Source organism: Kitasatospora gansuensis, from assembly GCF_014203705.1.
Taxonomy (GTDB): Bacteria; Actinomycetota; Actinomycetes; order Streptomycetales; family Streptomycetaceae; genus Kitasatospora; species Kitasatospora gansuensis.
In genome coordinates this window covers 8060313-8087311 of the sequence record NZ_JACHJR010000001.1, presented here as the reverse complement: position 1 = coordinate 8087311, position 26999 = coordinate 8060313, and the positions used below count along the sequence as shown (strand labels likewise).

The following is a 26999-nucleotide window of genomic DNA, read 5'->3' as shown; positions in this document are numbered from 1 at the left end:
GGCCCGGTCAGCGGCTGCCGGTGACGCGCAGGTTGGCGAGCACGGTGGCGCCGTCCGGAGTGGTGGCGAGGACGCGGCCGGAGCGGTGCCGGTAGGTGACCGCGTGGGCGTGCCGCCGCAGGCCCGGGGCGTGGCGGAGATCGGCCCCCGGGAACAGGACGATGGCCGTCGGGACCGGGCTCGCTCCGCTGCCCGTGTGCAGCAGGAACCCGGTACCGGCCGGGTCGGGCACCGGGAGCGCCCAGTGCTCGCCGTCGCCGACCGGGCCCGACGGCGCGAGGCCCGCGACCCCGTGCTCGGGCACGGTCGGGCGCCCGGTGACCAGGTCCAGGGTGATCCGGGTCGACACCTCGTCAGCTCCGGACGCGCCGTCAGCCCCGGACGCCCCGTCAGCCGCCTGCGGTACGGCGGCGAGCAGCCCACCCGTGAGCGCCACGGAGTGGTCGGGGTGGAACGCGTCCAGCCGCATCCGGGAGCGCAGCTCCCAGCCGGGCAGGTCCCAGCGCCAGAGCTCGAACATCGGTGAGCCGTCGGGCAGCGGCGAGACCACGACGGCCGCACAGCGGTCGGCCGCGCGGGCGACGGTGCCCACCAGCCGCTCGCGGCCGCCGAGTTCGCGCCAGACCACGGTGGGCCCGGCGGCGAGGGTGTCCAGCACCACGATGCCCTCGCCGTCGCCCGTGATCAGGTGACGGCCGTCGTAGGAGCCGGCGATCTGCTGGGTGCGCAGCGTCGTCCAGGGGCGGACGGTGCGGGTGGCGAGATCCAGCCGGGTGATCTCCTTGGTCTGTCCGTAGCCCGCCACCAGGAGTGCGGAGCCGCCGTGGTCGGCGAGCACCAACTGGTCGGCGGGCACGTCCCATTGGGCCTTGGTGCGGCCGTCGGAGGTCAGCAGGCGGACGCCCGCCTGGCCGCAGGCGACCAGGACGGCGCCGGAGCCGAGCACCGCCGCGTCCAGCACCGGCAGCGTGCCGGGGCGGTCGGTGGCGCTGTGCACGGGGGTGGCGCGCACACCGCTCCGGGTCGGCGGGCGTGGCTTGGCGAGGTCGGCCGCCACCAGCGGGTCGGCCCGGCCCAGCAGCTTCTGGTGGGCGGAGCGCCCGTCCCGCTCGGTGAGGTCGCCGCCGAAGCCGCCGTCCCGGACCACCGCGCGGGCCGCCGCCGTGGCGAGTTCGCGGTCCGCGGCCGGGTCGGCGGCGGGGAGTCGGGCCAGCCCGGCGGCCAGCACCGACCGTCCGGTGACGGCCGGGTCGCCCTCGCTGTCGAGGAGGGCCAGGGCGAGCCCGCGGGTCGCGTCCCCCGCGCCGAGCGCCAGCAGGTACGGCAGCGCGCGGCTGCGGGTCGCCCCGCCGAGGGCGACCGCGTCCCGCAGGTCGGCGGCCGCCGAGCGACGCAGCGACACGTCCGGCCAGAGGACCTCGGCAGCGCCCAGCCGGTCACCGGACTCCCTTCGGTGCGCGGCCCAGGCGGTACGCAACTCGCGTGCGGCGTCCGGGTCTTCGGCCGAGAGGCGTTCGACAGCCAGGGCGAAGGCACCCCGGCGGTGTGCCGTCCGGACGGCGCGCTCGCGCTCGCCCGCCTGCCACCAGAGCCGGACCACCAGGTCGGCGGCCAGCTCTCGGCCCTCCGCCAGCTCGGCCGCCGCTGCGGACCGGCCGTGCCGGGCCAGCAGCGCGACCGCCTCGGCCGGGGCGTCCAGCAGGTCGGCGAGGACGAAGGCGGCCTCGTCGATCCGGCCCGCGCGCTCCAGGTCCTCGGCGGCGCTGCGGTAGAGCGCGGCGAGGTGCTGGTGCACGCTCGGGCCGGAGAGCGGGGACGAGGCAGCCGAGTCGCCGGCCCGGGGCGTGGCGCGCAGCTCGCCGGTGTGGCGGCGGGGCAGGCCGAGGGTGAGCCAGGACTCCTGGTCGGCCGGCCGCTCGCCCGCCAGCCGGATCGCGTCCCGCAGCGCGTCCTCCCACTGGCGCTGCTCGAACGCCCTGGTCAGCTCACGCAGGTAGCGCGCGTGCCGGCCGCGGACCAGGTTGCCCGCCGTACGCATCGTCAGGCGGGCCAGCAGCGGGGCGAACAGCGGCCGACGGGTCTTCGGACGGCTGGACGCTCCGGCGGCGGCGCCCTGGACCGGGTCGCCTGTCCTACGCCTCGTCAGCCGGGCCCGCAGGGAACCGAACGACCGCCGGCGGATTTGCGCGCGGCGGCCCGGCGCCCCGACGGAGCCGGCCGCAGCCCGAGCGGCCTCGGTGGTCTCGACGTGCTTGCGGGCGCGGGCTGCCGCCACGGCGGCGGCGATCACCAGCCCGAGCCCCCAGCCCGGGAGGTCGAGCCCGGGGACCAGCCGGGTGTTCCAGGTGGTCACCACCAGGACGCACACCAGGAGCACACCGGCGCAGACCGCGAGCGGCCCGACCGGTACAGGCCGGGGCAGTCGCGGCCGGAACCGGTGCCACCCACGACGGGAGGCCGCCGGGGCGTCCTCGCTGAGCTGCCGGGCCCGCTCCGACGGGGGCGCGATGCCGGCCGCCGCGCGCAGGTCGGGGCGCGGCTGCTCCGGCAGGGCCTCGACCACCGGAGCGGCCTCGGGCGCGGCGGCGCCGACCGGCCGTGGGCGGTGCACCGTGAGCCCGGAGAGGTCGAGCCAGCCGGACGGGTCCACCTCCGCCAGCCCCGCGATCGGCTGAACGGTCGTCAAGCCGCCTGAGGCGAGCGCGAGTTGACCGGCCGTCACCAGGGGGGCGTCGGCCCCCAGGGCGGCCGACCCTCCCGTGGCCGTGCGCACCACGGGGAGCCCGGGCGCCCGGTCGGTCCGGATCCGCACGGCGGCCGCCAGGGTGAACAGCCAGCGGCCGTCCGGCAGTCGGCGCAGCTCGGCGCCGTCCTGCCAGGACTCGACCACACGCTCGGCGGCCTCGGCCGCACCGATCACGGGTACGTCGAGGACGAACCCGGTGGCGGTGACGGCGGCGCGGAACGCCGCGTCCGGGGTGGTGCTCACTCGGTGCCCCCGATCAGGAACTGGATGCGGCCGGTGTTCGCGTCGCCGACCACGATCCGGCCCGGCCGGGTCTCGGCGGCGATCAGCGGCCTGCTGGGGTGCACGGCGGGCGGGCCCGTGCCGCCGGAGAAGCGGGTCAGCGTCCGCGTGCCGTCGGCACGCAGGCTACGGACCAGCTGGCCGCTGCGGCTGACGGTGATCAGCGCGAGTTGCTGCCCGTGGACGAGGCCGATCACCTCGGCCTGCTCGCGGAAGGCGATGCGACTCGCGGAGCCCTGCGCGGTGCGCACCTCCCAGGTCCGGCCGTCGCGCGACCAGGCCTGCGAGCCGCCGCTGTGCAGGAAGTGGTGGACGCCGCGCGCCTCCTCGTGCACCCGGCCGTCGAACAGCCGCGGCTCGCGGAGCCGGTTGAAGGGCGTACGGTCGCGCGTCCCCCAGCCGACCGGGCCGTCGTCGGCGACGCTGCCGTCCGGTCGGATCCGCCACCAGCGGCCGGCCAGCGGGAGCTCCAGGTCCTCGCTCCGGCGCAGCAGCGGCAGCACCGGACCGGCCAACAGCTCTTCCAGCTGGGCGGGTTCGACGCCGAAGGCCGCGAGCTCGGCGGAGTACGCGCCGGGGTCACCGATCTGACGGCCGATCACCTGGGCGGTGAGCCGGTCGCCCTCGACGCACAGGGCGATCAGGCGGCGGCCGGTCCGACCGGCGGCGAGCACCGGCCCGGGCAGGTCGTGGCGGCGCATCCGCAGGACGCTGGTGCGGTTGCCGTCGGGGTTCGGCAGGTTGACGGCGAGCAGGGTGGCGGGCTGCGCGCCCCGGGCCAGCAGGGTCCGGGCGTCGCTGGTGAAGGCGGGCAGGGTCGGGTGCTCCGCTTCCCGGGCGTCCTCGGCCGGTGCGGCGACAGCGACCGGGGCGCCCCGGCGGAACTCCGCGCCGCGCAGGGTCCGGACCGCGATCGGGCTTGCGGGCAGCGGGAGTTCGGCCGTAGCGCCGTCGAGCCTGACCAGCACGTGGCCCGCGCCGTCGGCGGACCAGCGGGCGGGCTCGCTGGTCAGGACCCCGGGGCGGGGCGGGATCCGTTCGGCCAGCCGGGGCGAGGTCAGCAGCCAGGCCCGGTCGGCGGCGTCCAGGTCCGCCAGAGCGCGTTCCACGTCCGCGGGCGTCGGGTCGACGGGCCGACGGGCGGCCAGCCAGGCCGGCAGCAGCTCGGCCAGGTCACCGGTCAGCGGGTGCCCCGACGGGTCGCCGAGCACGCCGACGACCAGTTCGGTGCCGCGCGCGGCCGCCCGGCGGTGCAGGACGAGCAGCGCGGCGAGCTGGACCAGCCGCCCGGCACCTGCCTGGGCGGGGCCCGCGTCGACCAGCGCGACCAGCCGGCCGCGCACCGTCGGCGTACTGAACTCCGGTGCCAGGTGCAGCAGTTCACCGTCCACCAGGCGGCGCAGGAACTCCTCGGGGTACTCGTCCGCGAGCAGCCACTCGGACGGCAGCAGCTGGTCCGGCCGCCCCGAGCGGGCGAGCCCGCCGAGACCGTCAGGGTCACCGTGGACGTCCGCCACCGGCTCGCGATCGCCGATCAGGGCGTCCAGGCGGCGCAGCAACGGGCCCAGGGCGACGGCGAGTTCGGGCGAGATCACCGAGAGGGTGCCGGCCCACGGGGCGAGGGCGGCGGGCAGGCGGGAGGTCGTCACCGGCTCGCCCTCCAGCGGGAGTCACTCACCAAGTGCACGTTGCTGGGCCGGAGTTGTGCGGTGAAATACAGCTTCGTCCGGGTCATGACGTGCCGTCCGCTCCGCCGTCGGGAGCGGCGCCCGTCGGCTGAACGAACGGATCCAGCGCCTCTCCGGAGGTGAGCGGCACCGGCGGGTCGGCGACCAGCGCACGGCCGGGGACGAGCACGCACAGCTGGCCCTCCGCCGCGCCGAGCGCCCGGCGCCAGAGCGCGGTGGCGGGCTCGGGGCGGGCGATGGTGGGCGTCAGCAGGCCCGCGTCGCGGCCCAGGTAGCGGGCACCGTCCGCCCACGGCAGGTCCTGCTCCGCGCCGAGGACGAGCAGCACCCGGTCGGCGACGGGCAGGCCCGGACCGTCCTCGGCGAGCACGGCGAGGCGGGCCCCGGCACGGACCCGTTCCCGGGCCGCGAGGGCCAGGCCGGGCACCGCGGCGCCGACCGCCAGGACGGCGACGGCCGGCAGCGGCGGCTCGCGGCGCTCCCAGCGGAGCGGGAAGGACGGGCCGGGCGAGTGTGGGCCGGGCGTGTGCGGGGACGGCTGGGCGAGGGTCACGAGGGAGTGACCGCCGCGACCAGCTCGGCCCGTATCCCGGCCAGCGCGGCCGGCAGGTCGGCCGGGTCGAAGCCCGCGTCGATCTCGCGCAGGGCGGCCTCCAGCCGCAGCCGCGAGTCCCGCCCCTCGGGGAGGCCCTGGTGCTCGGCGAGCAGCGCGGTGCCGGTGTGGGCCAGCCGCTCGGCGCGGGCGGCCGTGCTGCGGGAGAGCTCCTCGGCGGCGTGCACCAGGCTGCGGTTGGCGGACTTCTCCACCAGATCGGCGAGGGTGTCCCGGGCCAGCGCCTGGGTGTCGGCGGTCGGGGCGACCAGCGGCAGCACCCAGAGGTCGCGCGCGGAGGCGACCGTCCGGCCGTCCAGCACGGCAGCGGCGGCGACGAGTTTCTGCGAACGCACCGCCCGGCGGTCGCTGACCGGCACCCCGGCGCCGCGCAGTCGGCGCAGCGCCGTCCCGACCAGCGGGGTGACCTCGTCGAGGTCGCAGGCGCGGGCGGCGGCGGCCAGCCGGTCCACGGCGGCAAGGATCTCTCCGGGGGCGCCGTGGGCCGCGGGCCCGGCGGCGGGGCGACGGCCGGCCTCCAGCAGCTCCTCCAACCGGGCGTCGGCCACCGGCTCGACGAAGACCCGGGCCAGGAAGCGGTCCGCGAAGGCGGCCAGCGCCGGGTCCTCGGGCAGGTGGTTGGCGGCACCCACGCAGATCCGCAACGGGCTGGCGAGGACGGTCCTGCCCCGGCGGAAAACCCGTTCGTTGAGCAGTCCGAGCAGGGTGTTCAGCACCGCCGTGGAACCGAGGAAGACCTCGTCCAGGAAGGCGATCTCGGCCTCCGGGAGCATCCCGGCCGTCTCGAACTCGACCCGCCCCTCCCGCAGCCCGCGCAGGTCCACCGGCCCGAACAGCTCGTTCGGCTCGGTGAACCGGCCGAGCAGGTACTCGAAGTAGCGCCCCCCGAGCTGCCCGGCCATCCGGCGCACGGCCTCGGACTTCCCGGTGCCAGGCGCACCGACCACCAACAGGTGCTCCCCCGCGACCGCGCAGAGCATCACCACCTCGGCCACCGTCTCCCGGTCGACCAGGCCCCGGCCCGCAGCGGCCACGGCGGCGCCGATCAGTTCGGCGTCCGCAGCCGGCGGCGAACGGTCGGGCGCGGCGGGTATGTTGCTCGGGACGGTACTGATCTCGGTCACGAGCACGGGATTCTACGGGCCTGCCATGCCCACCTACCAGCGGGTTTCGCTACGTCCACCCGGCCCGGCCCGGACCCCGCATCGCAAGGCTTCCGTCATTGGCGTGGGATGGGTACGCCTGCGGAGCGGAGTCTGGCCTCGGTGAGCGCGGTCAGGCGGGCTGAGACCGGGGCCTGGTCCCCGCGGTGGTTGTTGATCAGCCGGTATTGGGTGGAGGCCTTGTTCCAGGCCCGCTGGCTGGTGGGGTTTCCCAGCAGTGCGGGGTTGGCGAGGTAGTGGTCGGCCATGGCGGTCGCGAGTTCTTCGATCCTCGGGTCGTCCGGTTCCCAGGTCTCGGCCTCTTGGCCGCGCTTGGCCAGATCGATGTACTCGGGGTCCTCCAGCCGGTGTTCGAGCTGGGACAGGAAGCCGTCGAAGCCCTCCGGCACCAGCACCCTGGCCAGTACCAGCGCCTCGCGCTGCGCGGCCACGTAGTCGGGGCCGAAGCCGAGGCCGGGCATCCGGTCCAGGATCGCGCAGGCGCGCTCGGGCAGCAGGGCCCGGTCGCCTTCGGCGAGCCGGTGCAGGAGGTCGAGGCGCGCGGTCAGGTCCGCGATCCGTTCGGTGAGCTGCTGCGCGACGTCGGCGAGGGCGTTGGCGAACTGGCCCGCGTCGGCGTCGAGCATCGGGCCGATCCCGGCCAGCGGCACCCCGGCGGCGGCCAGCGTCCGGACCTGCACCAGCCGCAGCAGCTGCTCCGATCCGTACCGCCGGTAGCCGGAGGCGTCGCGCCGCGGCTCGTCGACCAGCCCGTGCTGGTGGTAGTGCCGCACCGTCTTCACCGTGACGCCGACGAACGCCGCCGCCTGTCCGATCGTGACCCCGCTCGTCATCCGCTCAGCCTGCCTCGTGCTCGGGCTCGGCCACGACGCACAGCGTGGCCGAGCAGGGGAAGGGGCCGCGCCGAGCCCGTCCGGCCGGCGCGGCCCCGGTTCGCGTTCTGTCCGACCCACGACCGGATGGGGGTCGGCCGTCGAAGCGTACGGGCCCCGGGCGTTCAGCCCGTCGGCCGCGCCGGATCGGCCTGCCCACCGCCGAACACCTCGCTGACGAGCCGCTGTTGGGCGGTCTGGAATGCCGACGCTATGGACATGTCGGCATCGTCCACGTAGGTCAGCCCGGCGGTCATGGTCGTGCGCCCGTCGGGCGTGCCGTACATCAGCGCCGCCGAGCCGATGGTGGCGCCGTTGTGGTGGAACACGGTGCCGCCGCCCGAACCCAGGTCCTGGGCGAACACCCCCAGGCCGTAGCCGATCGTCGCCTCCGGGGTACGCATCTCGGCCAGCAGTCCGGCCGGCAGGAGCCTGCCGCCCATCAGCGCGGAGAAGTACGTGTGCAGGTCCTGGGTGGTCGAGATCATGTCGCCACCGGCCGCGACCCAGGAGGGGTTGTGGCGGGTGACGTCGATCGTCTTCTCCTGCTCGGTGTCCTGGTAGCGGTAGTAGCCGTGGTTGTGCGGCGCGGGCACCTCCGGCGAGGTGCCCGGCGCCACGGTGCCGGTCAGCCCCAACGGCCCCAGGATCAGCCTCTGCAGCTCCTCGGCGAACGACCGGCCGGTGACGCTCTCGATCACCAGCCGGGCCAGCACGTAGTTGGTGTTGGAGTAGCTCCAGCCCGACCCCGGCGCGAACCGCGCCGGCTTGGACAGCGACAGCCGCACCAGCTCCTCGGGCAGGTAGGTGTGGAATCGCCTGTCCACCCACTCCTTGCCCCGCCAGGGGACGCCCGGAACGACCGTCCCGTCCTCGTGAAGCTCGCCGGTGTGACTGAAGATCCCGCTGGTGTGCTGCAGCAGCATCCGCACCGTGATCCGCCGGTCCAGCCCGAACCCTGGCAGATAGTCACCGGCCGGGGCGTCCAGGCCGATCCTGCCCTCGGCCACCAGCATGAGCACCGATGTCGCGACGAAGCTCTTGGTGCTGCTGCCGATGCGGAAGTGTCCGTCGGTCAGCGGCTCGGCGCTCCGGCCGAGTTCGCGTGCCCCGGCGCTGCCGACCCACTCACCCTGCTCGTCGTTCACCCGCAACTGCACCCCGAGAACGCCGCCCTCGACGACCTCCTCGATCGCCTTCTGCAGCTCCGGGCGATCCTGCTTCCGACCGGGAAGGTTGATGGACATGTTGCTCCTTCAGATCTGCTGCCCGCGTCGGCGTCGGGCCGTTGCGACGAGCTTCCAGCCTGACCCAAGGTCAACCTCAACTGTGTTCCAGCTCACAGGGTGACGGCGGCCGCGAACTTGCCCTGGGACTACGCCCTCAATCCGCTCACCGCCCCCTTCCACCAGTGCAACTGGACCTGACGCCCTGTCAGCGACCGCCCGTGCCGCGTACCCCTCGCACCGGCCGGGTAAATCGCATGCGATCGCCGAAGCCCGGTGATAGAAACCCCACGTGGAACAGACTCTGAACTTCCCTGACCTGCTGCGCCTGATCGACGAACGGTCGACCGCCTTCCGCGCCGCGGTCGCCTCCGCGCCCAGCCTCGACGTGCAGGTGCCGACCTGCCCCGACTGGACGTTGCTCGATCTGGTGCGGCACCTGGGCGAGGGACGCCGCGCCTGGGCCGCCACCGTCGCCGCAGGACCTGCCGCCACCACCAAGGCCACACCGGAGGCCGCACCGACCATGCCCGCGGAGCGCGAGGCCCAGCTGAGCTGGTTGGCCGAGTCAGCTCAGGAGATGCTGGACGCCCTGCGGGCGGCCGGCCCGGATCGGGGTTGCTGGACCTGGTGGGACATGTCGCAGTCGCCGCAGACCTGCGGTGCCGTCGCCCGGCACCAGCTCCACGAGATCGCGATGCACACCTACGACGCTCAGGTCACCGTGGGTGCCGCGCAACCACTGCCGACCGAGGTGGCACTCGACGGTGCCGAGGAGTTCCTCTCCACCTGCTGCGCAACGCCGAGCGCCTGGCCGCACAAGCCCACCGCCTTCGACTTCCACGCCACCGAGGGCCGCTCCTGGCGCCTCACGGTCGACGGCGCCGGCGCACGTTTCACCCGTCTCCCCGCGCCCGCCACCACAGCCGACGACGACCTGGACGCAGTCGGCGCCGCCGTCCACGGCACGGCCAGTGAGCTGGTCCTCTTCATGTACGACCGCCTCCCGGCGGACTCCCTGCGGATCGACGGCGACGCCGGTCTGATCGACGTACTCCGCGCCTGGGAGCCGGAGGAGTAGGACCTACCGGTGCTCGGCCGGGCTCCCGCATGGCAGCAAGCAACGCCCCGCCTACGGCGTTGATACCCTCGCCCCTCCAGCAGACTTCACCGCCCGGGGGATCGATGAGCCAACCGCAGGCCCAGCCACCGCAGTTCAACCCGTACAACCAGGCCCTGATACCCGAACCGCCGTCCGGATTCGGTCCCCCGCCCGCCTACCCGGGCCGGCCGCCGATGCCGCCCGGCCAGCCGTACCCGGCTTACCCCGCACCGCCGTTGACGCAACAGCCGAGGCGCGGCAACCCGGTCGGCGCGGTCGCGCTCGGACTGATCGTCTCGTTCATCGTCTCGGCGATCTACACCGGCATCATTTTCGCCACCTACCGGCACCAGTCCGAGAGCACGCGGCACGCGCTCTATCTGGTGCACGCCCTGCTCAACGGCGCTGCCGTCGGCCTTCTCGCGGGCCTGGTGGGCCGTCGCAGCAACGGTGCCCGGATCGGCGCGGCCGTCATCGCGCCGCTCGGCGCGTTCTTCGGCTTCGCCAACTCCGTACCGCTCGTCGTCGCCGAGCGCGGCGGGGCGCATGCCGTCGAATTCCTGCTGAAGGCCGATCCGTTCTTCCCGGCCAAGACCTGGTGGGGCAGCCACTACGGGACCGAGTGGCTCTCCGTACTCGGCCTTGTCGTGGCGGCTCTGGCGGCCTGGTCGCTCGCCTGGTTCGCCGGCCGCAACCGCCACTGACCTCCGGTCGTAACGATGCCCTGAACTCCCGTCTCACAGACCGGAGTTCAGGGACCGTCAGATCCGGCCTACCAGATCGCCTCGACCCACTCCGGGTGGTCGATGAACGGATTGCGGTTCTTCTGGTACGTGTCGAAGATGACCTGGTTACGCTTCTCCTCGAAGGCGCTCGGCGGGTCCTGCTCGTTCCACTGCTTGAGCACCGAGAGACGGCCCATGAAGCGGACGCTGCCGTTTGGGACGGTCTCGTTGGGCTCCAGGTCGGCGAAGGCGTCGTCCCCCTCGTAGCGGACGGCCATGTAGAGGATCATGCGGGCCACGTCGCCCTTGTCCGCGTCGCGCGGCTCGAAGGAATCGGAGTCCGTGAGGCTGCCGGGGGCGCCGCTGACCGGGCTGCCGCCCTTGTCGAAGTCCTTGTTGCCGCGGATGCTGTTGACCTGGACGTCGGCGGCGCGCAGGTGGTGCAGGTCGGTGCCGGGGCCGGCCGAGGTGCCGAAGTTGCCGTGGGACTGGGCCCACACGTGCTCGCGGTTCCAGTCGCCGACGTTGCCGCCGTTGAGGCTCTTGCTGCGCGAGGTGCCGCTGTACAGCAGGATCACGTTGTTGCTGTTGTTCGGGTCCTGGTCGGTGACCTTGAGCGCGTTCCAGACCGCGTCGTAGGAGATCTTGGTCTGGCTGCTGATGATCGTGTGCAGCGAGGCCTTCAGGCTGGTGCCGGTCTTGCCGATCGCATTCTTGTAGTACGTGGTGTCGTACGCGGTGGTCGTGGCGCTCGCCGGAGTCGCGGCGACCGTCGGAAGGGTGAGGCTGACGAGGACGGCGGAAACGGTTGCCGCCAGGACCTTCCATCTACCTGTCTGCGCAACGGACATGGGGGTGCCCTTTCCCGGGGACCGGCACGCGCCGGAACGTGACACCTGCTCAGGGATGCCACGATCTACGCGTGTTGACTTTTTTGTCAACGGGAGCATGACATGTTCCGGGCGTCGCCCGTGTAACCGGGAGAAAGCCATTCTGTGACGTTCTCGCATACAACGGCCGCCTCGACCGCTCACGGACCGCGCAGCCGCATCGCGCCTGATCAAGGCTCAACTCACCTGGCAATTACCGTCGTTGACAGCCCTTGAACGACAGCGCGGATCCCTGCTCCGCGACCCGCCGACGCCGCGACCTGGAAATTCGCTCGCGAAGCCGACCGGCCGATGCCAAGGTGACCGCTATGACCACGACTGCTATGCCGCCCGCCGGCCTGACCGTTCGTCCGGCGACTCTCGGCGACGCCGAGGCCATCTGCGCACTGCTCAACGAGATCGACCTGATCGAGATCGGCCGCGCCGAGACCGAACTGCACGAGATCGAGGCCGACCTCAAGCATCCCGAGGTCGAACTCGCCCACGACTCCTGGCTGCTGTACGACGGCACCCGACTGGTCGGCTACGGCCTGCTCTGGGACGACTCCGGCGCCGAGCGGATCGACATGGACCAGTACGTCCTGCCGGACCAACGGGCGGGCGCGCTGCACCTGTTCGACCTGATGGAGGCCCGAGCTGCCGAGCGGGCCGCCGGCAACGGCGCCTCGCGGGCCGTGGTCCACATGCACCTCAACATCGCGCCCACCGTCGACACCGACGCACTCCGGGCCAGGGGATGGCAGCCGGTCCGCCGGTACAACGTGCTGGCCCGCCCGGTGAGTTCGGCCGACGACCTGCTGCCCGAGCCGCCCGCTGGCGTGACGCTCCGCAGCTGCCGTACGGAGGACGACCGCCGGACCGCCCACCGGCTGCTCCAGGAGTCCTTCGCCGGACACTTCGACTTCCAGCCGCGCAGCTACGAGCAGTGGCTGCACGACATCGACGGCGAGAGCGCCGACTGGTCGCTGATCTGGATCGCCACCCTCGCGGACGTCGGCGACGTGGCCGTACTCCGCACCCGCAACGACCGCACCACGATGGGCTGGGCGGCCAACATCGGCGTGCTCGCCCCCGCCCGCGGCCAGGGCCTCGGCAGCTACCTGCTGCGCCACTTCTTCGGCACCTTCGCGGCACTCGGCCGCGACCGCGTCGGCCTTGGCGTCGACACCGACAACAGCACCGGCGCACTGGCACTCTACGAACGCCACGGCATGGCCCTGGACTTCGCCGTCGACACCTGGGAACTGGTCCGCCCCGTCGGTTAGGGCACCTTCGAACGGCCTCGAAAGCCGTACCTCGCTGATCGCCGACCTGGTTGGATGAGCGGCATGAACGGTACGCAGTCCATAGACGCCCCATGGGGTGTATCCGTATTCGGCGCGGCGAGCGTGGACGCCACGCCGGATGTGGCACGCCTTCGCGTGGCGATCCACCAGACCAGGCCGAAGCCGGGCGAGGCGTTCGAGGTCACCCGGAGCAGCGTCAACCGGATCCGCGAGGTGCTGCGCGGCCACGGCATTCCCGACACGGCCGTGTCCACCTCGCGCCTCGACCTGAAGTCCTCCTGGAACTACGGCAGTCCGCGCAAGTTCCTCGGGTACGAGTGCACGGCCTCGTTCGTGATCGAGCTGCGCGAGCTGGACCTCCTGGAGACCGTTCTCGTCGACGTCGTCGACGCCGGAGCGAACCAGGTCGACGGTGTCGAGTTCGACGTGAGCACCAAGAAGGAACTCCGCGCCCAGGCCCGTGCGGCCGCGGTGGCCGCTGCACGTGAGAAGGCGGCCCTGTACGCAGAAGCCGCCGGCGTCCGGCTCGGTCCCATCATCCACATCAAGGACGTGGACTCCGAGCAGTTGCAGAACTCCCACCGCGGCCACGGCCAGGGCGGCGGTTCCGGAAGCGAGGGCGACCTCGCCCCGGGCAAGATCACTGTCACGGCGGGCGTGACGATCGGCTTCTCGATCATCAGCGGCTGACATCACCTCAGTTCTGGGGCCCGGCCACGAACGCGGCCGAGCCCCGTCCACCTGTCTGCGCATTGGAGGCCATGTGCCGGTTCACCGTGGGTGAAGCCCGGCCGGCCCCTGAATGGTTCGGTGAGGCCGGGCACTGCGCCGTCGTGGTCTACCGGACCCTCATCGGTGACTACGGGACGTCAGACGGTGCTGCCGGACCGTGCCAGTGTTGCAGCGCCTGGTGGAGCCCGTCGGCGTGCTCGTGACCGGCGGCGCGCAGCCAGGCGGTGTGTCCGTCCGGCCGCAGGAGGACGGCGTGGAGTTCGGGGTGGTCGGGGCATGTCGCGGTGACGATGTCCACGCGGTCCGCCCATCCTGCGGCCGACTCGCGGATGGCGCTGCCTGCGGTCAGGTCGAGGAGTAGGCCGCGTCCCGAGGAGAGCAACCCGGCCAGGCGCGTGGGGCCGTCGCCCGTGGTCAGGGCGAGGTCGGGCGCCAGGCGGCCCAGCCAGGGGTGGTCGGAGTCGGGGCGCATCTCGTAGCGGGTGTCCAGTCCGGTGATGGTCTCGGCGAAGGCGCGGTTTCCCTCAGGGTGGCCGGCGACGCGGGTGAGCAGGTCGGCGATCGGCCCGAGCCGATCGTCGGCGTCGCCGAGCAGCACCTGGGCCCGGGTGTTGGCCAGCACACGCGCACCAGCGGTGTGGCGTTCGGTGTGGTAGCTGTCGAGCAGGTGGGCCGGCGCGGTGCCGTGCACGGTGGCGGCGAGTTTCCAGCCCAGGTTGAACGCGTCGTCCAGGGCGACGTTGACGCCGATCGCCCCGGCCGGCGGGTGGATGTGCGCGGCGTCCCCGGCCAGGATGACCCTGCCCCGGACGTACTGGGCCGCCTGCCGGGCGGCGTTGCCGTACCGGGTCAGCCAGCGCGCGGCGCGCAGCTCGATGTGGCGGCCGAGCGCGTCGTCCACGGCGGTTTGGAGCAGGTCCAGGGTGACCGGGGTGTCCTTGTCCGCGGGGGGTTGCCGGTCGGAGGTGATGACCCTGACGTAGCCGGGGCGGGGGATGACGAACACGCTCCCGCCAGGGCCGGTGGTCGCGCCGAACGGCAATGCCTCGGGGTCTGCGAGCTCGACGTCGCCGAGCAGGAAAAAGCGGGTCGCCTCGGTACCGGGGAAGTCGATGCCGGCCTGTTTGCGGACGGTGCTGCGGCCGCCGTCGCAACCGACCAGGTACGCGGCCCGGACGCGGTACTCACCGTCGCCGGTGGTGACGGTGGCGGTGACGGATTCGGAGTCCTGTTCCAGGGTGCGCAGTTCGTGTCCGCGCCGGATGTCGGCTCCCAGGTCGAGGGCGTGCGCTTCGAGGATTTCCTCGACCCGGGTCTGCGGGATGCCCAGCGAGTACGGGTGGTCGGTGTGTGTGCCCGCGAGGGTGAGCGTCACGGGCAGGCCGGAGAACGCGGCGTGTGGCACTTGCCGGCCCTCGGCGATGAGCCTCTCGGCGAGGCCGCGTCGCGCCAGCAGGTCCAGGGCGCGGGCGTTGAGGTTGAATCCCCGGCAATAGCCCGGCCGCTGTGCGTGGCGTTCGACCACGACCGTGTCGACGCCGGCGAGCCGGAGCTCGCCGGCCAGCAGCAGCCCGGCCGGACCGGCTCCCACGATTAACACCTCGGTCATCGGGTGCTTCCTTCCCGGTTGGTGGGGGCGGACCAGGTCCACCCTTGTTCGGTTCGCTCGACCTGGGGCCAGAACAGGCTGCCGTCGCGGATTTCGGCGATGGTCCGCCGCGTCCAGGCCAACTCGGCCTCCCAGGCGTGCAATGCGCACTCGGTTTCGATCATGAACAGCCGGGGGACCTTGCCGGAGCCGACCGTGTCGGCCAGCACCGCGCTCGTCTCCTCGATCCGCTGGGCCAGATGCCCCGCCCGTTCGACCAGTGCCTCCGTCGCCCTGTTCGGACCGAGTGCGCCGAGATAGGACACCGCGGCCATGAACTTCGGGTACTCCGCGACGGGCGTGCGGAGGAGTTCATCGATCCAGTGCACGAACTCGCTCTGGCCGAGCTCGGTTGCCACGTACACGGTTCGCTCCGGCCGCCTGCCGTCGCGCTCCGTCTCCACCGGCTCGATCCAGCCGTGCCGGACCAGCGCCTCCACCGTGTCGTACAGCGACCCGGAGTTGACCTTGAAGCTGCCGTCCTTGTGCCGCTCCCGCAAGGTGGACGCCATCTCGTACGGGTGCATCGGCTGTTCTTGCAGCAGGCCCAGCACGGCGAGCGCCAGTGTGTTGGAGATCTTCCGCTTCGCCATCTATATCGCCGCTCCCTAATAGTAGGAACCGACTATATGGCATCGGCCGGCGGCGGATCCAGGCGAAGGTCTGGCATGACGGACCATCAGAACACCTTCGGAAGCGACGCCGACGACGTCGAGCGCCATGACTGTCCGGTCCAGCCCGGCTCGCCAAGCTGCTGCGAGTGCCGACCCCGGTCGACCGCGGCCCCGGCCTGCCCTGGCGGCCCGGCACCCCGCCGCCGGCCCCGCCCACGGCCTGGTCCTGGAGATGCTGGCCGGGCCGCTGCCCGGCGTCTACGACCCCAGCGGCAGGCGGCCTGCGGCGAGGCGCCACGATGGTGCCCGCTCCCCTCTGAGTGGTGGCAGCGCCCGGCGTTCTGAGGGGAACTCAGACGAAGCGGCAGTGATGTGGACACTTGGCCTCACCCGATCCCAGAGCCACGTACTCGCCCGGGGCCCTGGGACGTTCGCCTCTGCCGTCGGCGCGAGAGCTCGAGTAGGGCGTGCCGGGGCCGATCCTCGGTTGCCCGGCGCCGCACAGCCCTCCTGGCGCGCCGAAATCACGCGACACACACGGCTCCCTCTGGAACGCTGGGCCCCAAAGACGAACTCCCCGGTGGGGGCAGTGGATTGGTGAGCGCATTGGGCTTCAGGTTCGAGGGACCGGTTCTGGAAGGCACGCTCGTGCGCCTGGAGCCGCTGGATCGCCGCCACGTGGCGGATCTGGCCGTCGCGGTGGAGGAGGAGCGGGACTCCTACGGGTTCACCTGGGTGCCCACGGCGGCCGAGGTCGAGGGGTATGTCGAGGCTCAGCTTGGCCGCGCCGCCGCCGGGACGTTGGCTCCGTATGCGCAGGTGGACCGGGCCTCGGGGCGGGCGGTCGGGGTCACGGCCTTCTGGGATCCGCGCTGGTGGCCGGCCGGTGACGGTCTGTTCGCGGTCGAGGTGGGGTTCACCTGGCTCGCGGCGTCGGCGCAGGGCACGGGGGTGAACACCGAGGCCAAGTACCTGATGTTCCGGCACGCGTTCGAGAACTGGGAGGTCGCCCGCCTCGACCTGAAGACGGACGCGCGCAACGGCCGTTCGCGGGCGGCGATCGAACGGGTCGGCGCCCGCTTCGAGGGCGTGCTGCGGAACTGGTCCACCTCGTGGGCGCCGGGCGAGGAGGGCCGGCTCCGTGACTCCGCGATCTTCTCGATCACCGCCGCGGAGTGGCCGGACTGCCGGGAGCAGCTCGAACAGCGGATCGCGCGCGACCTCGAACGCCGTTCACCCACCCCAGCCTGACCGTGGCATTGTCGTCACCCATGGACGAGTGGTTTCTGCAGACAGGCAGCGGGGCGCGGTTCGACTGGGGCCCCGTCGGCGCGCAGCGGCTCGCGCTGGACGTCGCGTGCCTGGTGGTGGTCGACGTGTTGTCGTTCACCACCTCGGTGACGGTGGCGGTGGAGGCCGGGACACGGGTCTTCCCCTACCCGTGGCGCGACGAGTCCGCAGCGGCCTTCGCCGAGAAGCTGGACGCGCGGCTGGCCGTCGGGCGGCGCGCGGCCACGCGGGACTCGCCGTGGTCGCTGTCGCCGGCCGCGCTGCGGAGTGCTCCGTTCACTCCGCGCCTGGTCCTGCCCTCCCCCAACGGTTCGTCCATTGCCGCCGCGGCCGGGGATTCGACGGTCGTCGCGGGCTGTCTGCGGAACGCGACGGCGGTGGGCCGTTGGCTCGCGCGGCACGGCTACGGCACGCCCGACCGTCCGGTGGCCGTGATCGCCTCGGGCGAGCGGTGGCCGGACGGCAGCCTGCGCCCCGCGCTGGAGGACCTGCTCGGCGCGGGTGCGGTGCTCTCCGCGCTGCGGCGGCAGGGCGATGCCGTCCTGTCACCCGAGGCGGCCGCCGCAGCCGCCTGCTTCGAGGCGACGCCGGATGTCGCGGCCACCGTCGCAGCCTGCGCGTCCGGGCAGGAACTCACGGTCGGCGGCTTCGCCGACGATGTGGCGATCGCGACCGAGCCGGACGTCTGCGACATCGTCCCGATCCTCACCGACGGAGCGTTCACGGCAGCCGGGTGAAACAGGCCCCGACCTCACGACCGGCCGTACTCCATCTGGCGAGCCGTGCGGCGGGCGAGCTGTTCGCCGAAGATCCGGCCCACGATGTGCAGGCTGGCGTCGATGCCCGCGCTGATCCCCGCCGAGGTGACGAGGTCGCCGTCGTCGACCCATCGGACGTCGGTGCGCACCTCGATCTCCGGCCAGCGCCTGGCCAGTTCCTCCTGGTCCTCCCAGTGGGTCGTGGCCGGGCGGCCGTTCAGGGCACCGGTCGCGGCCAGCAGGAAGGCCCCGGTGCAGATGCTGAACGTCAGCAGCGAGGTCTGCCGGCGCCGGGCCAGCCAGTCGATCACGGCCGGGTCCGTCTCGACCGCCGTGGTGACGCCGCCGGGGATCACCAGTACATCGAAGGGCGGGTCCTCGTCGAGAGTGTGATCCGCCGTCACCTTCAGCCCGCCGCGCGCACGGACGACCCGGTCGGTCGGCGCGACCGTCAGGACGCGCAGCAGGGGCTCGTCGTCTGCGGTGCGGGCCAGCCGGCCTGCGGTGCTGAAGACCTCGAAGGGGCCTCCCAGGTCGAGGACCTCGACCTCGTCGAAGACCAGCATCCCGAATGTGAGTCGTGCAGATGTCATGCCCCAAGGCTCGGGCCTGCCGGGTGTCGCCCGACAGTGTCGGAAACGGCACACATCGCTAGGATTCCGTCATGCGCCCCCACCGAATCGTCTGCCTCGCCTTCGACGGACTGGCCCCGTTCGAACTCGCCACGGTCGCCGAGGTGTTCGCGGTCCCCCGGCCCGAGCTGGACGTGGACTGGTGGTACCGCTTCGAGCTGTGCGCCGAGACACCCGGGCCGCACCGGGCGGTGGGCGGCTTCGACATCGTGGTGCACCACGGCCTGGACCGGCTCCGGTCCGCCGACACCGTCATCGTTCCGGGCGTCCCGGACGTGCGCCGCGCCGTCTCCCCGGTCGTCCTGGACGCGCTGCGGGACGCGTACGCCCGGGGCGCGCGGGTGGTGTCCATCTGCAGCGGCGCGTTCGCGCTGGCCGCCGCCGGACTGCTGGACGGCCGGGAGGCCACCACCCACTGGCGGTACGCCGCGCTGCTCCAGGAACGCCACCCTGCGGTGACGGTCAACGCGTCGGTGCTCTACGTCGACAGCGGATCGGTCGTCACCGGCGCCGGCACCACCGCCGGCATCGACGTCTGCCTGCACCTGGTCCGCCGGGACCACGGCACCGAGGTCGCCGCCCGGGTGGCCCGCCGGATGGTCGTGGCCTCCCACCGCGAGGGCGGCCAGGCCCAGTTCGCCGAGTATCCGGTGGGCCGGGCGCCGTCCGACGACCCGATCGGCGCCGCCGTCCGGTACGCGCTGGACGGCCTGCAGCGGCGGCTCACCGTCGACGAACTGGCCGGGGTCGCCCATCTGTCGGTCCGTCAGTTCGAACGCCGCTTCGCCGACGCGACCGGACTGCCCCCGGGCCGCTGGATCACCCGGCAGCGGATCCGGGCCGGCGCCGCTCTGCTCGAGTCCGCGGACGACTCGATCGACGCGATCGCCGGCCGGGTGGGCCTGACCGTCGCGGGGTTCCGCCACCACTTCCGCGAGACGATGGGCGTCAGCCCCTCGGCCTACCGGCGCCAGTACCGGCGCTGACCACGAAAACGCCGGGGGCTCGGTGCCCCGAGCCCCCGGCTCGCCGTCAGCCCTGCAGGGCGGCCTTCCGGCGGCGGTCCACCACGGCGGACGCGCCCAGCACGATCGCCGCGGCCACCAGCGACAGGTACATCTGGGTGCGCCCGTCGGCGTCCGTGAACATGTAGACCATGACGAACCCGATCAGCCCGATCGTCGCCCAGGTCAGGTAGGGGTACAGCCACATCCGGACGGTGAGCCGCTCGGGCGTCTCCCGCTCGATGATCCGCCGCATCCGCAGCTGCGAGAAGCAGATCACCAGCCAGACGAACAGCGCCACCGCGCCCGAGGAGTTGATCAGGAACTTGAAGATGGTGTCCGGCGAGGTGTAGTTGAAGAACACCGCGACGAAGCCGAAGACCACCGAGGACAGGATCGCCGTACGGGGCACCCCGTCCGCGCTCACCCGGGCGAACGCCCGCGGTGCGTCGCCGCGCTGGCCGAGCGAGAAGGCCATCCGGGAGGCCGTGTACAGGCCCGAGTTGAGGCAGGAGAGCACCGCCGTCAGCACGATCACGTCCATCACCCGGCCCGCGCCGGGGATGCCGACGTGCTCCAGCACCGCGACGTACGGGCTGCCCTTCACCGAGGTGTCGTTCCACGGGAGCAGGGTGACCACGATCGCGATCGAGCCGAGGTAGAACACCCCGATCCGCCAGATCACGCTGTTGGTGGCCTTGCTGACGGCCTTCTCCGGGTCGGCGGACTCGCCGGCCGCGAGCGTGACGATCTCGCTGCCCATGAAGGCGAAGACCACGGTCAGCATGCCGGTGAACACCGCGCCCACACCGTGCGGCAGGAAGCCGCCGTTGCCGGTCAGGTTGGTCGTCCCGACCGCCTCGGTGCCGGGCAGCAGGCCGAACACGGCCAGGCCGCCGACCACGATGAACGCGGCGATCGCCACCACCTTGATGCCCGCGAACCAGAACTCGAACTCCCCGTACGAGGCGACCGAGAACAGGTTGGTCGCCGTCAGCACGGCCATCACCACCAGCGCGAACGCCCACTGCGGCACGCCGGGCATCCAGCTGTTCAGGATCTTGGCACCCGCGGTGGCCTCCACCGCCAGCACCACGACCCAGAAGAACCAGTACAGCCAGCCGATGCTGAACCCGGCCCACCGGCCGAGCGCCCGGTCCGCGTACGCGGAGAACGACCCGCTCTGCGGATCGGCGGCGGCCATCTCGCCGAGCATCCGCATCACCATCACGACCAGCACACCGGCCAGCGCGTACGAGAGCAGGATGCCGGGCCCGGTGGAGGCGATGCCCGCGCCGGAGCCGACGAACAGGCCGGCGCCGATCACGCCGCCGATGGCGATCATGGACAGATGACGGTTCTTCAGCCCGGCCTTCAGCTGGCCGCTGCCGCCGTCCGGCCCGCCCTGGCCCGGGGTCTCCGGGGGCGAGGCGGCCTGGGTCGTGGTGTTCGCACTCATGGGTGAGGGTGCCTGTACCTTTCCCGCGCGGCTGGCCCCTTCGGCCTGCTGTGCCGAAGGGAGGGGGACAGATCCGCGCATTGCGAGGCAACCTAACTTCTACTGCTGGGTATCGGAACCAACCATCTTGAAATGCTCACTCAATCTCGACATAAGGCCAGGTCAGGGCACATATTCAGACGCCGGGGAAAGCTCAAATCTGACCTACCGTCAGGCCTTCCGGGTCTCACCACGCCCAGGCCACCCGGTTCGACGAACATCGCCAGGCACTGGAACACCCCCGAGGCCCCCGGCTGCAGCGAGTACGGCAGCTTCGACTCCGCGCCCAACCCGCTCGGCGGGATGCTCAACAGCGGTTCCGGCGCTTCGCACGGAATCACCGATCCCTTGGCCAACATCTACGCCGGTCTCAACTACGCCGCGTCCCACGACGGGGCCGGCCGGCCCAACGCCCTCTCGGGCACCCGGGGTTACCGGACCGGGACCAACAGCGCGTCACCGGACCTGGCCCTGGTCGGCAGCGCGGTCCCGAACTCGTGGACCTCCGGAGCGGTGAGCACGTGCACAACGCGAGCACCACAGCCGAAATGTTCCAGGAGCGCCGCTACGAGGCCGAGCACGAGGCACAACTCAGGCCATTCTCCGCGCACTTCAGCAGATTGAGGTCATGTACGGAATCCGACCAGCAAACAGGAACGCCCCGGCGACTGCCGGGGCGTTCCCTCCGCTGAAGCAGATCAGCGTTACGGCTCAATGGCAACCGAGTTGACCAGAGCCCAAAGCTACTACGGCCGGTTCAGCCAGATCGAGTTGATCGGCGTCAGATCCACTACCACCGCGGTGTTCCAGCCGTCCGGCTGGACGTCAACGACCCTGCCGGAGCAGTTGCCGCCCCAGTAGTTGTAGCACATGACTGCGGTGGCATTGCTGCCGCCGGTCTGATTGTTGACCACCCAGTGGTTACCGTTGATGTTGTCCAGGTTGTTGGCGCCGTACCGGTCGAAACGGGCGATGATGTTCCCGTTTTGGAGAGCGTTGAGAGTGCTGTCGGCGTAGATGCACACGTAGCCGGGCTGGCAGCCGAAGGCAAAGGAGGCCGCGTGCGCCGGAGCTGCCGCAATGACCCCTCCACCCAGTGCCATGAATCCGGCGGCCACCGTCGAAGCGATCTTCCTGCGGATCGACATGTTTCTGTCCCCCTGGTCATCCGAGCGGGCGGCTGATCCACCCCCGCCGCAAGGGTGAGGCCAACGGGCTTCGGGGGGTACCTGCAACCTCGTAGGTTGACCGCTGGCCGGCCGACAACCAGTGGACGGCTCGGGCTACCTACAGGAACTCAGCAGATGGAAGTCTCCTACGGGATCTGACCGGTAGACGCCACGGGGGCTGAGGACAGCTGCAAGGCAACGCTTGAAATAGGCGTCCCGCCCTTCGAGCTGCACGCCCACGACAATCCCAAACTGGACGGCGGGATCTTCCGGGGCACCCGCGCCGTGACGCGTGAGGAGACCAACCGGCGCCTCGTGGCCGCGCTCAACCCCCGTCGCGGGTACGCGCTGCTGCGGTTCACCGAGTCCGAGGACAGGTCCGGGTTCCGCTGGGTGAAGTACGGCATCAAGTTGACCTGCTTCGACCCGTGGTTCTACTCGGACGAAGTCCGCTCCGAGAGCTGGGACTTGGACTTCGGCAAGGTGCTGCCGTTCCTGCGCTCCCCGTTCCTGCCGCTGACCCTCAGCGAGGGTATCGAGTACGTCACGGATCTGCCGATCGACAACGCGGGGGACGTCGAGGCATGGCCCGTATGGAAAATCACCGGGCCCGTAAAGTCGTTCAGCATCAGCACTGTTCCCGCCGAACACAGCGGTTCGGTCCAGTCGTTCGGCATCCCGGCTGTCCAGTCCGGGGCTCCGGTCATCGAGGCCGGACGAACCCTGACGATCGACTCCCGTCCTGGCGGTAAATCCGCAGCTGTTCAACCTGTGGCTTTGTACGTGAGTCTTGGGTTCTGGCACAGATCTTGGGGAGTCGTCGCGGAGCGTTACCCTGTTGTTCGATTGCGAGGAGACGGGTTCGCGTGAGACCGCGTACGCCTTGTAGTCCAGCGATCGGAATTGACGCTCCCTCAGGTCCCTGCCGCTCGCTGATGCAGCCGGTTGTGGCCAGTGATGGTGCTGGTTATGCAGACCGACCGATGCACCATTCTGGGACTCGCTGGTGTTCGACGGAATCGACGATGTGGATGTTGAGGTGGTCACAGCCGCGTTCGGCACGGTCGAGGTGGCGGCGAGAGGCCGCGCGGCTGGCTCTGCATGTCCGGACTGCGGCCGTTTCTCGGACCGGGTCCACGACCGATATCAGCGCAGGCTGAAGGATCTTCCGCTCGCTGAGCAGGGCTTCGTGATCCGGCTGACGGTCCGGCGCTTCATCTGCGGGTCGGCGGACTGCCCGCGCCGGACGTTCGCCGAGCCGTTCTCGCAGCTGGCTGCCCCGCACGCACGGTTCACCACGCGGCTCAACCACGCCCTGGAGCGAGTGGGGCTCGCGCTGGCCGGGCGGGCCGGCGCCCGGCTGGCGGCCCAGCTGGGCTTCGGAGCCGGCCGGATGACCTTGTTACGGAGGGTCATGGCATTGCCCGATCCGCAGTTCGGTACTCCGCGCGTGCTGGGCGTGGACGACTTCGCGATCCGCCGCGGCCAGACCTACTCCACCGTCTTGACCAGCGTCGAAGAGCATCGCGTGGTCGACGTACTCCCGACCCGCGAGGCCGGGCCGCTGGCCGCCTGGCTGATCCGCCACCCCGGCGTGGAGATCATCTGCCGGGACCGAGCCGGCGCCTACGCCGAGGGAGCACGACGCGGTGCCCCCGACGCTCTGCAGGTCGCCGACAGGTTCCACCTGTGACAGGGCCTCGGCCGAGCCGTGGAAACCTGCGTCGCCAGCCACCGCGACTGCCTGCGCGACCCTTCGCCCAGCAGCATGTTGCCAGAGGCCACCCGACTGACTTCCGGCCGACCGCAGGACGACCCGGCGCCCATCGGCCGGCGGGCTGAGCGCAAGAAGGCCGCGCACGCCCTGGTCCACGAGCTCCTCGCCCAAGGTCACTCACGCCGGGCGATCGCCCGGCACCTGAGCTGGGGCCTCAACACCGTGCTCAGATACGCGAACGCCGCACACTGGCAGGACACCATCCGCGAAAACCGGCCCCGACCCAGCAGGCTGGACCCCTACAAGCCCTACCTGGAGCGTCGATTCGCCGAGGGATGCACCAGCGTCACCCACCTTCACAGCGAACTCGTCGCCAACAATGCGCCCGTCACCTACCAGATAGTCCGCAGCTACATCGCCACCCTCCGTGGGGCTCCGGCTGGCGCGCCGCCGCGGCCTCCGACGGTGCGGCAGGTGACCGGCTGGCTCATCCGACACCCCACCGCGCTGAGCGAGGACGACCGCGCCGATCTGAAGGATGTCCTGGCACGCTGCCCCGAACTGGACACCGCCGCCGGGCATGTCCGCGACTTCGGCGAAATACTCACCGACCGCCTCGGTGCCAGGCTCCCTGCCTGGATCGACGCAGTCGACGCAAGCCAACTGCCCGGCCTCACCGGCTTCGCACTGCATCTGCTCCGAGACCTCGACGCCGTGACAGCCGGACTCACCCTCCACTGGAGCTCCGGCAGCATCGAAGGCGCCGTCAACCGCATCAAGAAGATCAAAAGGCAGCTCTACGGACGAGCCGGCTTCCACCTGCTGCGGAAGATGATCCTGCTGCAGTAGCCGCGCCGGAGCTCAACCCTCCCGCTGTCCGTTCGCATTGAAGACGGTCATAGACAGCCTCCTGACCTGGGCGGACGGTGCTCATTGAGCACGATCTACCCTCCTTTAATCGCTCGGGCTCCGAGCAAAGGCCGTGCAAGGATCTCACCCATGATGACCAAGCCCACTCTGACGGAACACCGCTCCCCATGGGTCGTGTTCACCTCCCCTGCCGACCCATGGCTGGCGTCGGAAACGGCCGCGCTCATGCAGCGAAACGGTCTGGTCCTGCGGCTGGACGGCCGGGAAATGCGGGATCCGGCGTCCGTCTTCCGCACCTTCGCCCGAGATCTGTCGCTCCTCGGCTACTTCGGCCACAACTGGGATGCGCTCGTGGACTGCCTCCACGACTGGCACGGTCCCGGCCAAGGGAACCAGGACCTCGCGATTCTGATCGAGCACGCGGACGACCTGTTGAAGTCGGACTTCCTCGGGCTGTTCGTATCGGTTCTCGCCCAGGCAGCCTGGAACTCCAACCTGAGGCTGGACGGCGATGGCGAGCTCGATGAGTGGCGGCAGCGTATAGCCCAGCACTTCGTCTTCCTCCTGGACCACACCGCACCCGTTGCCTTCACCGAGAAGGCGGCCCGCGGCATGGACCTGGCGGTGGCGCTTTCGGACGGCCGCCTGCTGGTCACCCTGACCGACTTCGTCTGGCCCGGTGGAGATCCCGCGTCTGCCCCTTGGACAGCCGGCCCGCTCTCCTTCGCGGACAAGGAGATCCTCAGCGGCATGACCATCAAGGCCATCAAGCTGTTCCGAGACCACCTCGGCTGCTCGATCCACGAGGCCCTGGACATCCTCCAGTCCCGCTCGGAGTACCTGCGCCGCGAACATTCGGACGCCTGAACGACGGGCTGCGGCCAGCCAAGCAACTGGATTCGCTGAGTAGACGCCTCCATCGGACGAGATAGGACACCCCCGTCCTCGAACACCGCGATGACTCTCCGCGACCGCTCCCCAAGATCTGTGCCAGAACCGAGTCTTGAGACCAGTGGTAGGTGAGTTCTGACTCCACTGCGGGCCTTGCGGTGGGAGGATGCCGCTTGCAGTAAGTAGCCCTTGGGTGGCTCAAGTGCCGCTTTCGAAGGTCGAGTTGTATGCGGCCATCCGCCGTGACGCGAAGGTCGAAGGGCTGTCCAGCAGGGCTCTGTCGGCCAAGTACGGGGTTGGCCGCAGGACGGTGGCGATGGCGCTGGAGTCGGTCTGGCCGGCCGCGCGCAAGGAGCTTCCGGCCCGGGCATCTCGCCTGGACCCGTACAAGGTGGTCATCGACCAGATCCTGCGGGAGGACCTGGACGCGCCGCGCAAGCAGCGGCACACCGCCAAGCGGGTCTTCGATCGGCTGATCGACGAGCACCGGGCCCAGGGCGTGTCCTACGCGATGGTCCGCGCCTACATCGCCGGGCGCGGCCCGGAGATCCGGGTCGAGGAGGGCCGCGGGCCACCGCAGGCGTTCATCCCCCAGACCCACCGCCCCGGGGACGAGGCCGAGGTCGACTTCGGTGACGTGTGGATCCAGCTGAACGGCGTGTCCACCAAGGTGTACCTGTTCTCGCTGCGGCTCTCGTTCAGCGGCAAGAGCGCCCACAAGGTCTTCGCCTCGTGCGGGCAGGAGGCCTTCCTGGAGGGCCATGTCGGCCCCGGTGTCCTAGCTCAGACACCAGCCGCAAAGTAGCGATCCGCCTCTGGGGTCAACTGTCGCCGGGTGCCGCTGCTGGGTTGAGGGTCTTGTGTACGACGCCGACCGACACCTTGACGCCGACGGCGATCTCGCGGATTGACTGGCCCTCGGCCCGGCGGGCGAGGATCACGCGGCGCTTGTCGTCGTCCACGACGGGGCGTCGGCCGCCGACGCGACCGCGTGCGCGGGCGGATTCCAGGCCGTTCTTCGTTTTCTTCACGATGTCGCGGCGCCGGTCTTCGGCATGGGCGAGGGCCAGGTCGAGGATGAGTGAGCGTTCGGTGTGCTCGCCGGTTGCGATGCCGTCCAGCACCTTGACCGCGATTCCGCGCTGGAAGAGGTCGTTGAGGACGATCAGTCCTTCGAGGAGGTTGCGGCCGAGGCGGTCGACTTCCTGGACGGTGAGCATGTCGCCGTCGCGGAGGTAGTCGAGGGCGGCGGTCAGTCCGGGCCGGTCGTCGACGGCAAGCTTGCCGCTGATCTTCTCCTCGAAGACCTTGAGGCAGATCGGGCCGAGGGCGTCGTGCTGGCGCCGGGTCTTCTGTTTGTCGGTGCTGACGCGGACCAGGCCGATGAGCGCCACGGGGCACCGCCGTTGGCGAGGATGCGGTACACCGTGACGCCGAGGGGTCCGACCCTTGCTCGCACCCTTGCGGTCGCCGCGTTCGTTCACGCGGTCGGCCATGTAAGTGGTCGGCGCCCCCCGAAGCGGGCCGGGGTGGCTGCCTCCGCCCCCACGTCGGCATTACTTGGCTAGCCACATGATTGCTGT

Annotated in this window: 25 protein-coding genes; 12 read left to right on the top strand and 13 right to left on the bottom strand. The window is 71.4% G+C overall.

The genetic code is table 11. The features are described 5' to 3' along the window. Nucleotides 1–7: 7 nt before the first annotated feature. The 6 genes from F4556_RS36475 to F4556_RS36450 all read right to left on the bottom strand — a co-directional run bounded on the left by F4556_RS36475 (nucleotide 8) and on the right by F4556_RS36450 (nucleotide 8611). Nucleotides 8–2989, bottom strand: a complete 2982-nt coding sequence (locus tag F4556_RS36475; RefSeq protein WP_184923921.1) for a bpX6 domain-containing protein — start codon at nucleotides 2987–2989, stop codon at nucleotides 8–10. After that, nucleotides 2986–4677: a hypothetical protein gene (locus F4556_RS36470; RefSeq protein ID WP_184923919.1), complete on the bottom strand. Its 1692-nt coding sequence runs from the start codon at nucleotides 4675–4677 to the stop codon at nucleotides 2986–2988. The genes F4556_RS36475 and F4556_RS36470 overlap by 4 nt, the downstream gene beginning before the upstream one ends. A gap of 82 nt (nucleotides 4678–4759) precedes the next feature. Further along, on the bottom strand, nucleotides 4760–5269 hold the full coding sequence (locus F4556_RS36465; protein ID WP_184923917.1) for a bpX5 domain-containing protein: 510 nt from the start codon (nucleotides 5267–5269) through the stop codon (nucleotides 4760–4762). Beyond that, nucleotides 5266–6453: an AAA family ATPase gene (locus F4556_RS36460; protein ID WP_313069128.1), complete on the bottom strand. Its 1188-nt coding sequence runs from the start codon at nucleotides 6451–6453 to the stop codon at nucleotides 5266–5268. The genes F4556_RS36465 and F4556_RS36460 overlap by 4 nt, the downstream gene beginning before the upstream one ends. A 95-nt stretch (nucleotides 6454–6548) precedes the next feature. Then, complete coding sequence (locus tag F4556_RS36455) at nucleotides 6549–7325, bottom strand: MerR family transcriptional regulator (protein WP_184923915.1); 777 nt, start codon at nucleotides 7323–7325, stop codon at nucleotides 6549–6551. Between the two features lie 164 nt (nucleotides 7326–7489). Beyond that, nucleotides 7490–8611 (bottom strand): serine hydrolase domain-containing protein, encoded by a 1122-nt coding sequence (locus tag F4556_RS36450; RefSeq protein WP_184923913.1) that lies wholly within the window; start codon nucleotides 8609–8611, stop codon nucleotides 7490–7492. A 271-nt stretch (nucleotides 8612–8882) separates the two neighbouring features. Here F4556_RS36450 and F4556_RS36445 point away from each other — a divergent pair, with 271 nt between their 5' ends. Together F4556_RS36445 and F4556_RS36440 are read left to right on the top strand one after the other, a co-directional pair. After that, nucleotides 8883–9671, top strand: coding sequence for a maleylpyruvate isomerase family mycothiol-dependent enzyme (locus tag F4556_RS36445; RefSeq protein ID WP_184923911.1), 789 nt, complete (start codon nucleotides 8883–8885; stop codon nucleotides 9669–9671). Nucleotides 9672–9775: 104 nt separating this feature from the next. Continuing rightward, the gene (locus F4556_RS36440; protein WP_184923909.1) at nucleotides 9776–10396 is read left to right on the top strand and encodes an OmpA family protein; all 621 of its coding nucleotides are present in this window, start codon (nucleotides 9776–9778) and stop codon (nucleotides 10394–10396) included. A gap of 68 nt (nucleotides 10397–10464) precedes the next feature. Here the strand turns inward: F4556_RS36440 and F4556_RS36435 are convergent, their stop codons facing one another. Then, nucleotides 10465–11268, bottom strand: coding sequence for an endonuclease I family protein (locus F4556_RS36435; protein ID WP_184923907.1), 804 nt, complete (start codon nucleotides 11266–11268; stop codon nucleotides 10465–10467). Nucleotides 11269–11615: 347 nt separating this feature from the next. On the opposite strand from F4556_RS36435, the gene F4556_RS36430 reads away from it, so the two are divergent. Both F4556_RS36430 and F4556_RS36425 read left to right on the top strand, forming a co-directional pair. Further along, on the top strand, nucleotides 11616–12572 hold the full coding sequence (locus tag F4556_RS36430; RefSeq protein ID WP_184923905.1) for a GNAT family N-acetyltransferase: 957 nt from the start codon (nucleotides 11616–11618) through the stop codon (nucleotides 12570–12572). Between the two features lie 63 nt (nucleotides 12573–12635). Further along, the gene (locus tag F4556_RS36425; RefSeq protein ID WP_184923903.1) at nucleotides 12636–13283 is read left to right on the top strand and encodes an SIMPL domain-containing protein; all 648 of its coding nucleotides are present in this window, start codon (nucleotides 12636–12638) and stop codon (nucleotides 13281–13283) included. A 169-nt stretch (nucleotides 13284–13452) separates the two neighbouring features. Here the strand turns inward: F4556_RS36425 and F4556_RS36420 are convergent, their stop codons facing one another. Further along, complete coding sequence (locus tag F4556_RS36420; protein WP_184923901.1) at nucleotides 13453–14934, bottom strand: FAD-dependent monooxygenase; 1482 nt, start codon at nucleotides 14932–14934, stop codon at nucleotides 13453–13455. Beyond that, nucleotides 14931–15566: a PadR family transcriptional regulator gene (locus F4556_RS36415; RefSeq protein WP_184923899.1), complete on the bottom strand. Its 636-nt coding sequence runs from the start codon at nucleotides 15564–15566 to the stop codon at nucleotides 14931–14933. The genes F4556_RS36420 and F4556_RS36415 overlap by 4 nt, the downstream gene beginning before the upstream one ends. A gap of 627 nt (nucleotides 15567–16193) precedes the next feature. Here F4556_RS36415 and F4556_RS36410 point away from each other — a divergent pair. Both F4556_RS36410 and F4556_RS36405 read left to right on the top strand, forming a co-directional pair. Continuing rightward, on the top strand, nucleotides 16194–16838 hold the full coding sequence (locus tag F4556_RS36410; protein WP_184923897.1) for a GNAT family N-acetyltransferase: 645 nt from the start codon (nucleotides 16194–16196) through the stop codon (nucleotides 16836–16838). Between the two features lie 20 nt (nucleotides 16839–16858). Continuing rightward, a complete protein-coding gene (locus F4556_RS36405) occupies nucleotides 16859–17614 on the top strand; it encodes a 2-phosphosulfolactate phosphatase (protein WP_184923895.1) in 756 nt (251 codons plus the stop codon). Between the two features lie 14 nt (nucleotides 17615–17628). On the opposite strand, the gene F4556_RS36400 is transcribed toward F4556_RS36405, so the two are convergent. Then, nucleotides 17629–18228 carry a DJ-1/PfpI family protein gene (locus F4556_RS36400; protein ID WP_184923893.1) on the bottom strand — a complete coding sequence of 200 codons (600 nt, stop codon included), beginning with the start codon at nucleotides 18226–18228 and terminating at the stop codon, nucleotides 17629–17631. Nucleotides 18229–18299: 71 nt separating this feature from the next. Here F4556_RS36400 and F4556_RS36395 point away from each other — a divergent pair, with 71 nt between their 5' ends. Then, entirely contained in the window at nucleotides 18300–19253 is a 954-nt protein-coding gene (locus tag F4556_RS36395; RefSeq protein ID WP_184923891.1) for a helix-turn-helix domain-containing protein, read from the top strand. A 46-nt stretch (nucleotides 19254–19299) separates the two neighbouring features. Here the strand turns inward: F4556_RS36395 and F4556_RS36390 are convergent, their stop codons facing one another. After that, nucleotides 19300–20730: an amino acid permease gene (locus F4556_RS36390; RefSeq protein ID WP_184923889.1), complete on the bottom strand. Its 1431-nt coding sequence runs from the start codon at nucleotides 20728–20730 to the stop codon at nucleotides 19300–19302. Nucleotides 20731–21515: 785 nt separating this feature from the next. After that, entirely contained in the window at nucleotides 21516–21917 is a 402-nt protein-coding gene (locus F4556_RS36385; RefSeq protein WP_221503788.1) for a hypothetical protein, read from the bottom strand. 306 nt (nucleotides 21918–22223) lie between these two features. Between F4556_RS36385 and F4556_RS36380 the strand changes: the two genes are divergently transcribed. The 5 genes from F4556_RS36380 to F4556_RS36365 all read left to right on the top strand — a co-directional run bounded on the left by F4556_RS36380 (nucleotide 22224) and on the right by F4556_RS36365 (nucleotide 26221). Then, on the top strand, nucleotides 22224–22808 hold the full coding sequence (locus F4556_RS36380) for a phage tail family protein (protein WP_184923888.1): 585 nt from the start codon (nucleotides 22224–22226) through the stop codon (nucleotides 22806–22808). Nucleotides 22809–22944: 136 nt separating this feature from the next. Further along, nucleotides 22945–23631 (top strand): ISL3 family transposase, encoded by a 687-nt coding sequence (locus F4556_RS38860; RefSeq protein WP_313069126.1) that lies wholly within the window; start codon nucleotides 22945–22947, stop codon nucleotides 23629–23631. Nucleotides 23632–23649: 18 nt separating this feature from the next. Beyond that, nucleotides 23650–24504 (top strand): transposase, encoded by an 855-nt coding sequence (locus tag F4556_RS38855; RefSeq protein ID WP_313069124.1) that lies wholly within the window; start codon nucleotides 23650–23652, stop codon nucleotides 24502–24504. Nucleotides 24505–24654: 150 nt separating this feature from the next. Then, nucleotides 24655–25392: a barstar family protein gene (locus F4556_RS36370; RefSeq protein ID WP_184923886.1), complete on the top strand. Its 738-nt coding sequence runs from the start codon at nucleotides 24655–24657 to the stop codon at nucleotides 25390–25392. Nucleotides 25393–25618: 226 nt separating this feature from the next. Beyond that, entirely contained in the window at nucleotides 25619–26221 is a 603-nt protein-coding gene (locus F4556_RS36365; RefSeq protein WP_184923884.1) for a hypothetical protein, read from the top strand. A gap of 16 nt (nucleotides 26222–26237) precedes the next feature. Here F4556_RS36365 and F4556_RS36360 read toward each other — a convergent pair whose 3' ends face one another. Continuing rightward, nucleotides 26238–26810: a recombinase family protein gene (locus F4556_RS36360; RefSeq protein WP_184923882.1), complete on the bottom strand. Its 573-nt coding sequence runs from the start codon at nucleotides 26808–26810 to the stop codon at nucleotides 26238–26240. Nucleotides 26811–26999 lie beyond the last annotated feature (189 nt).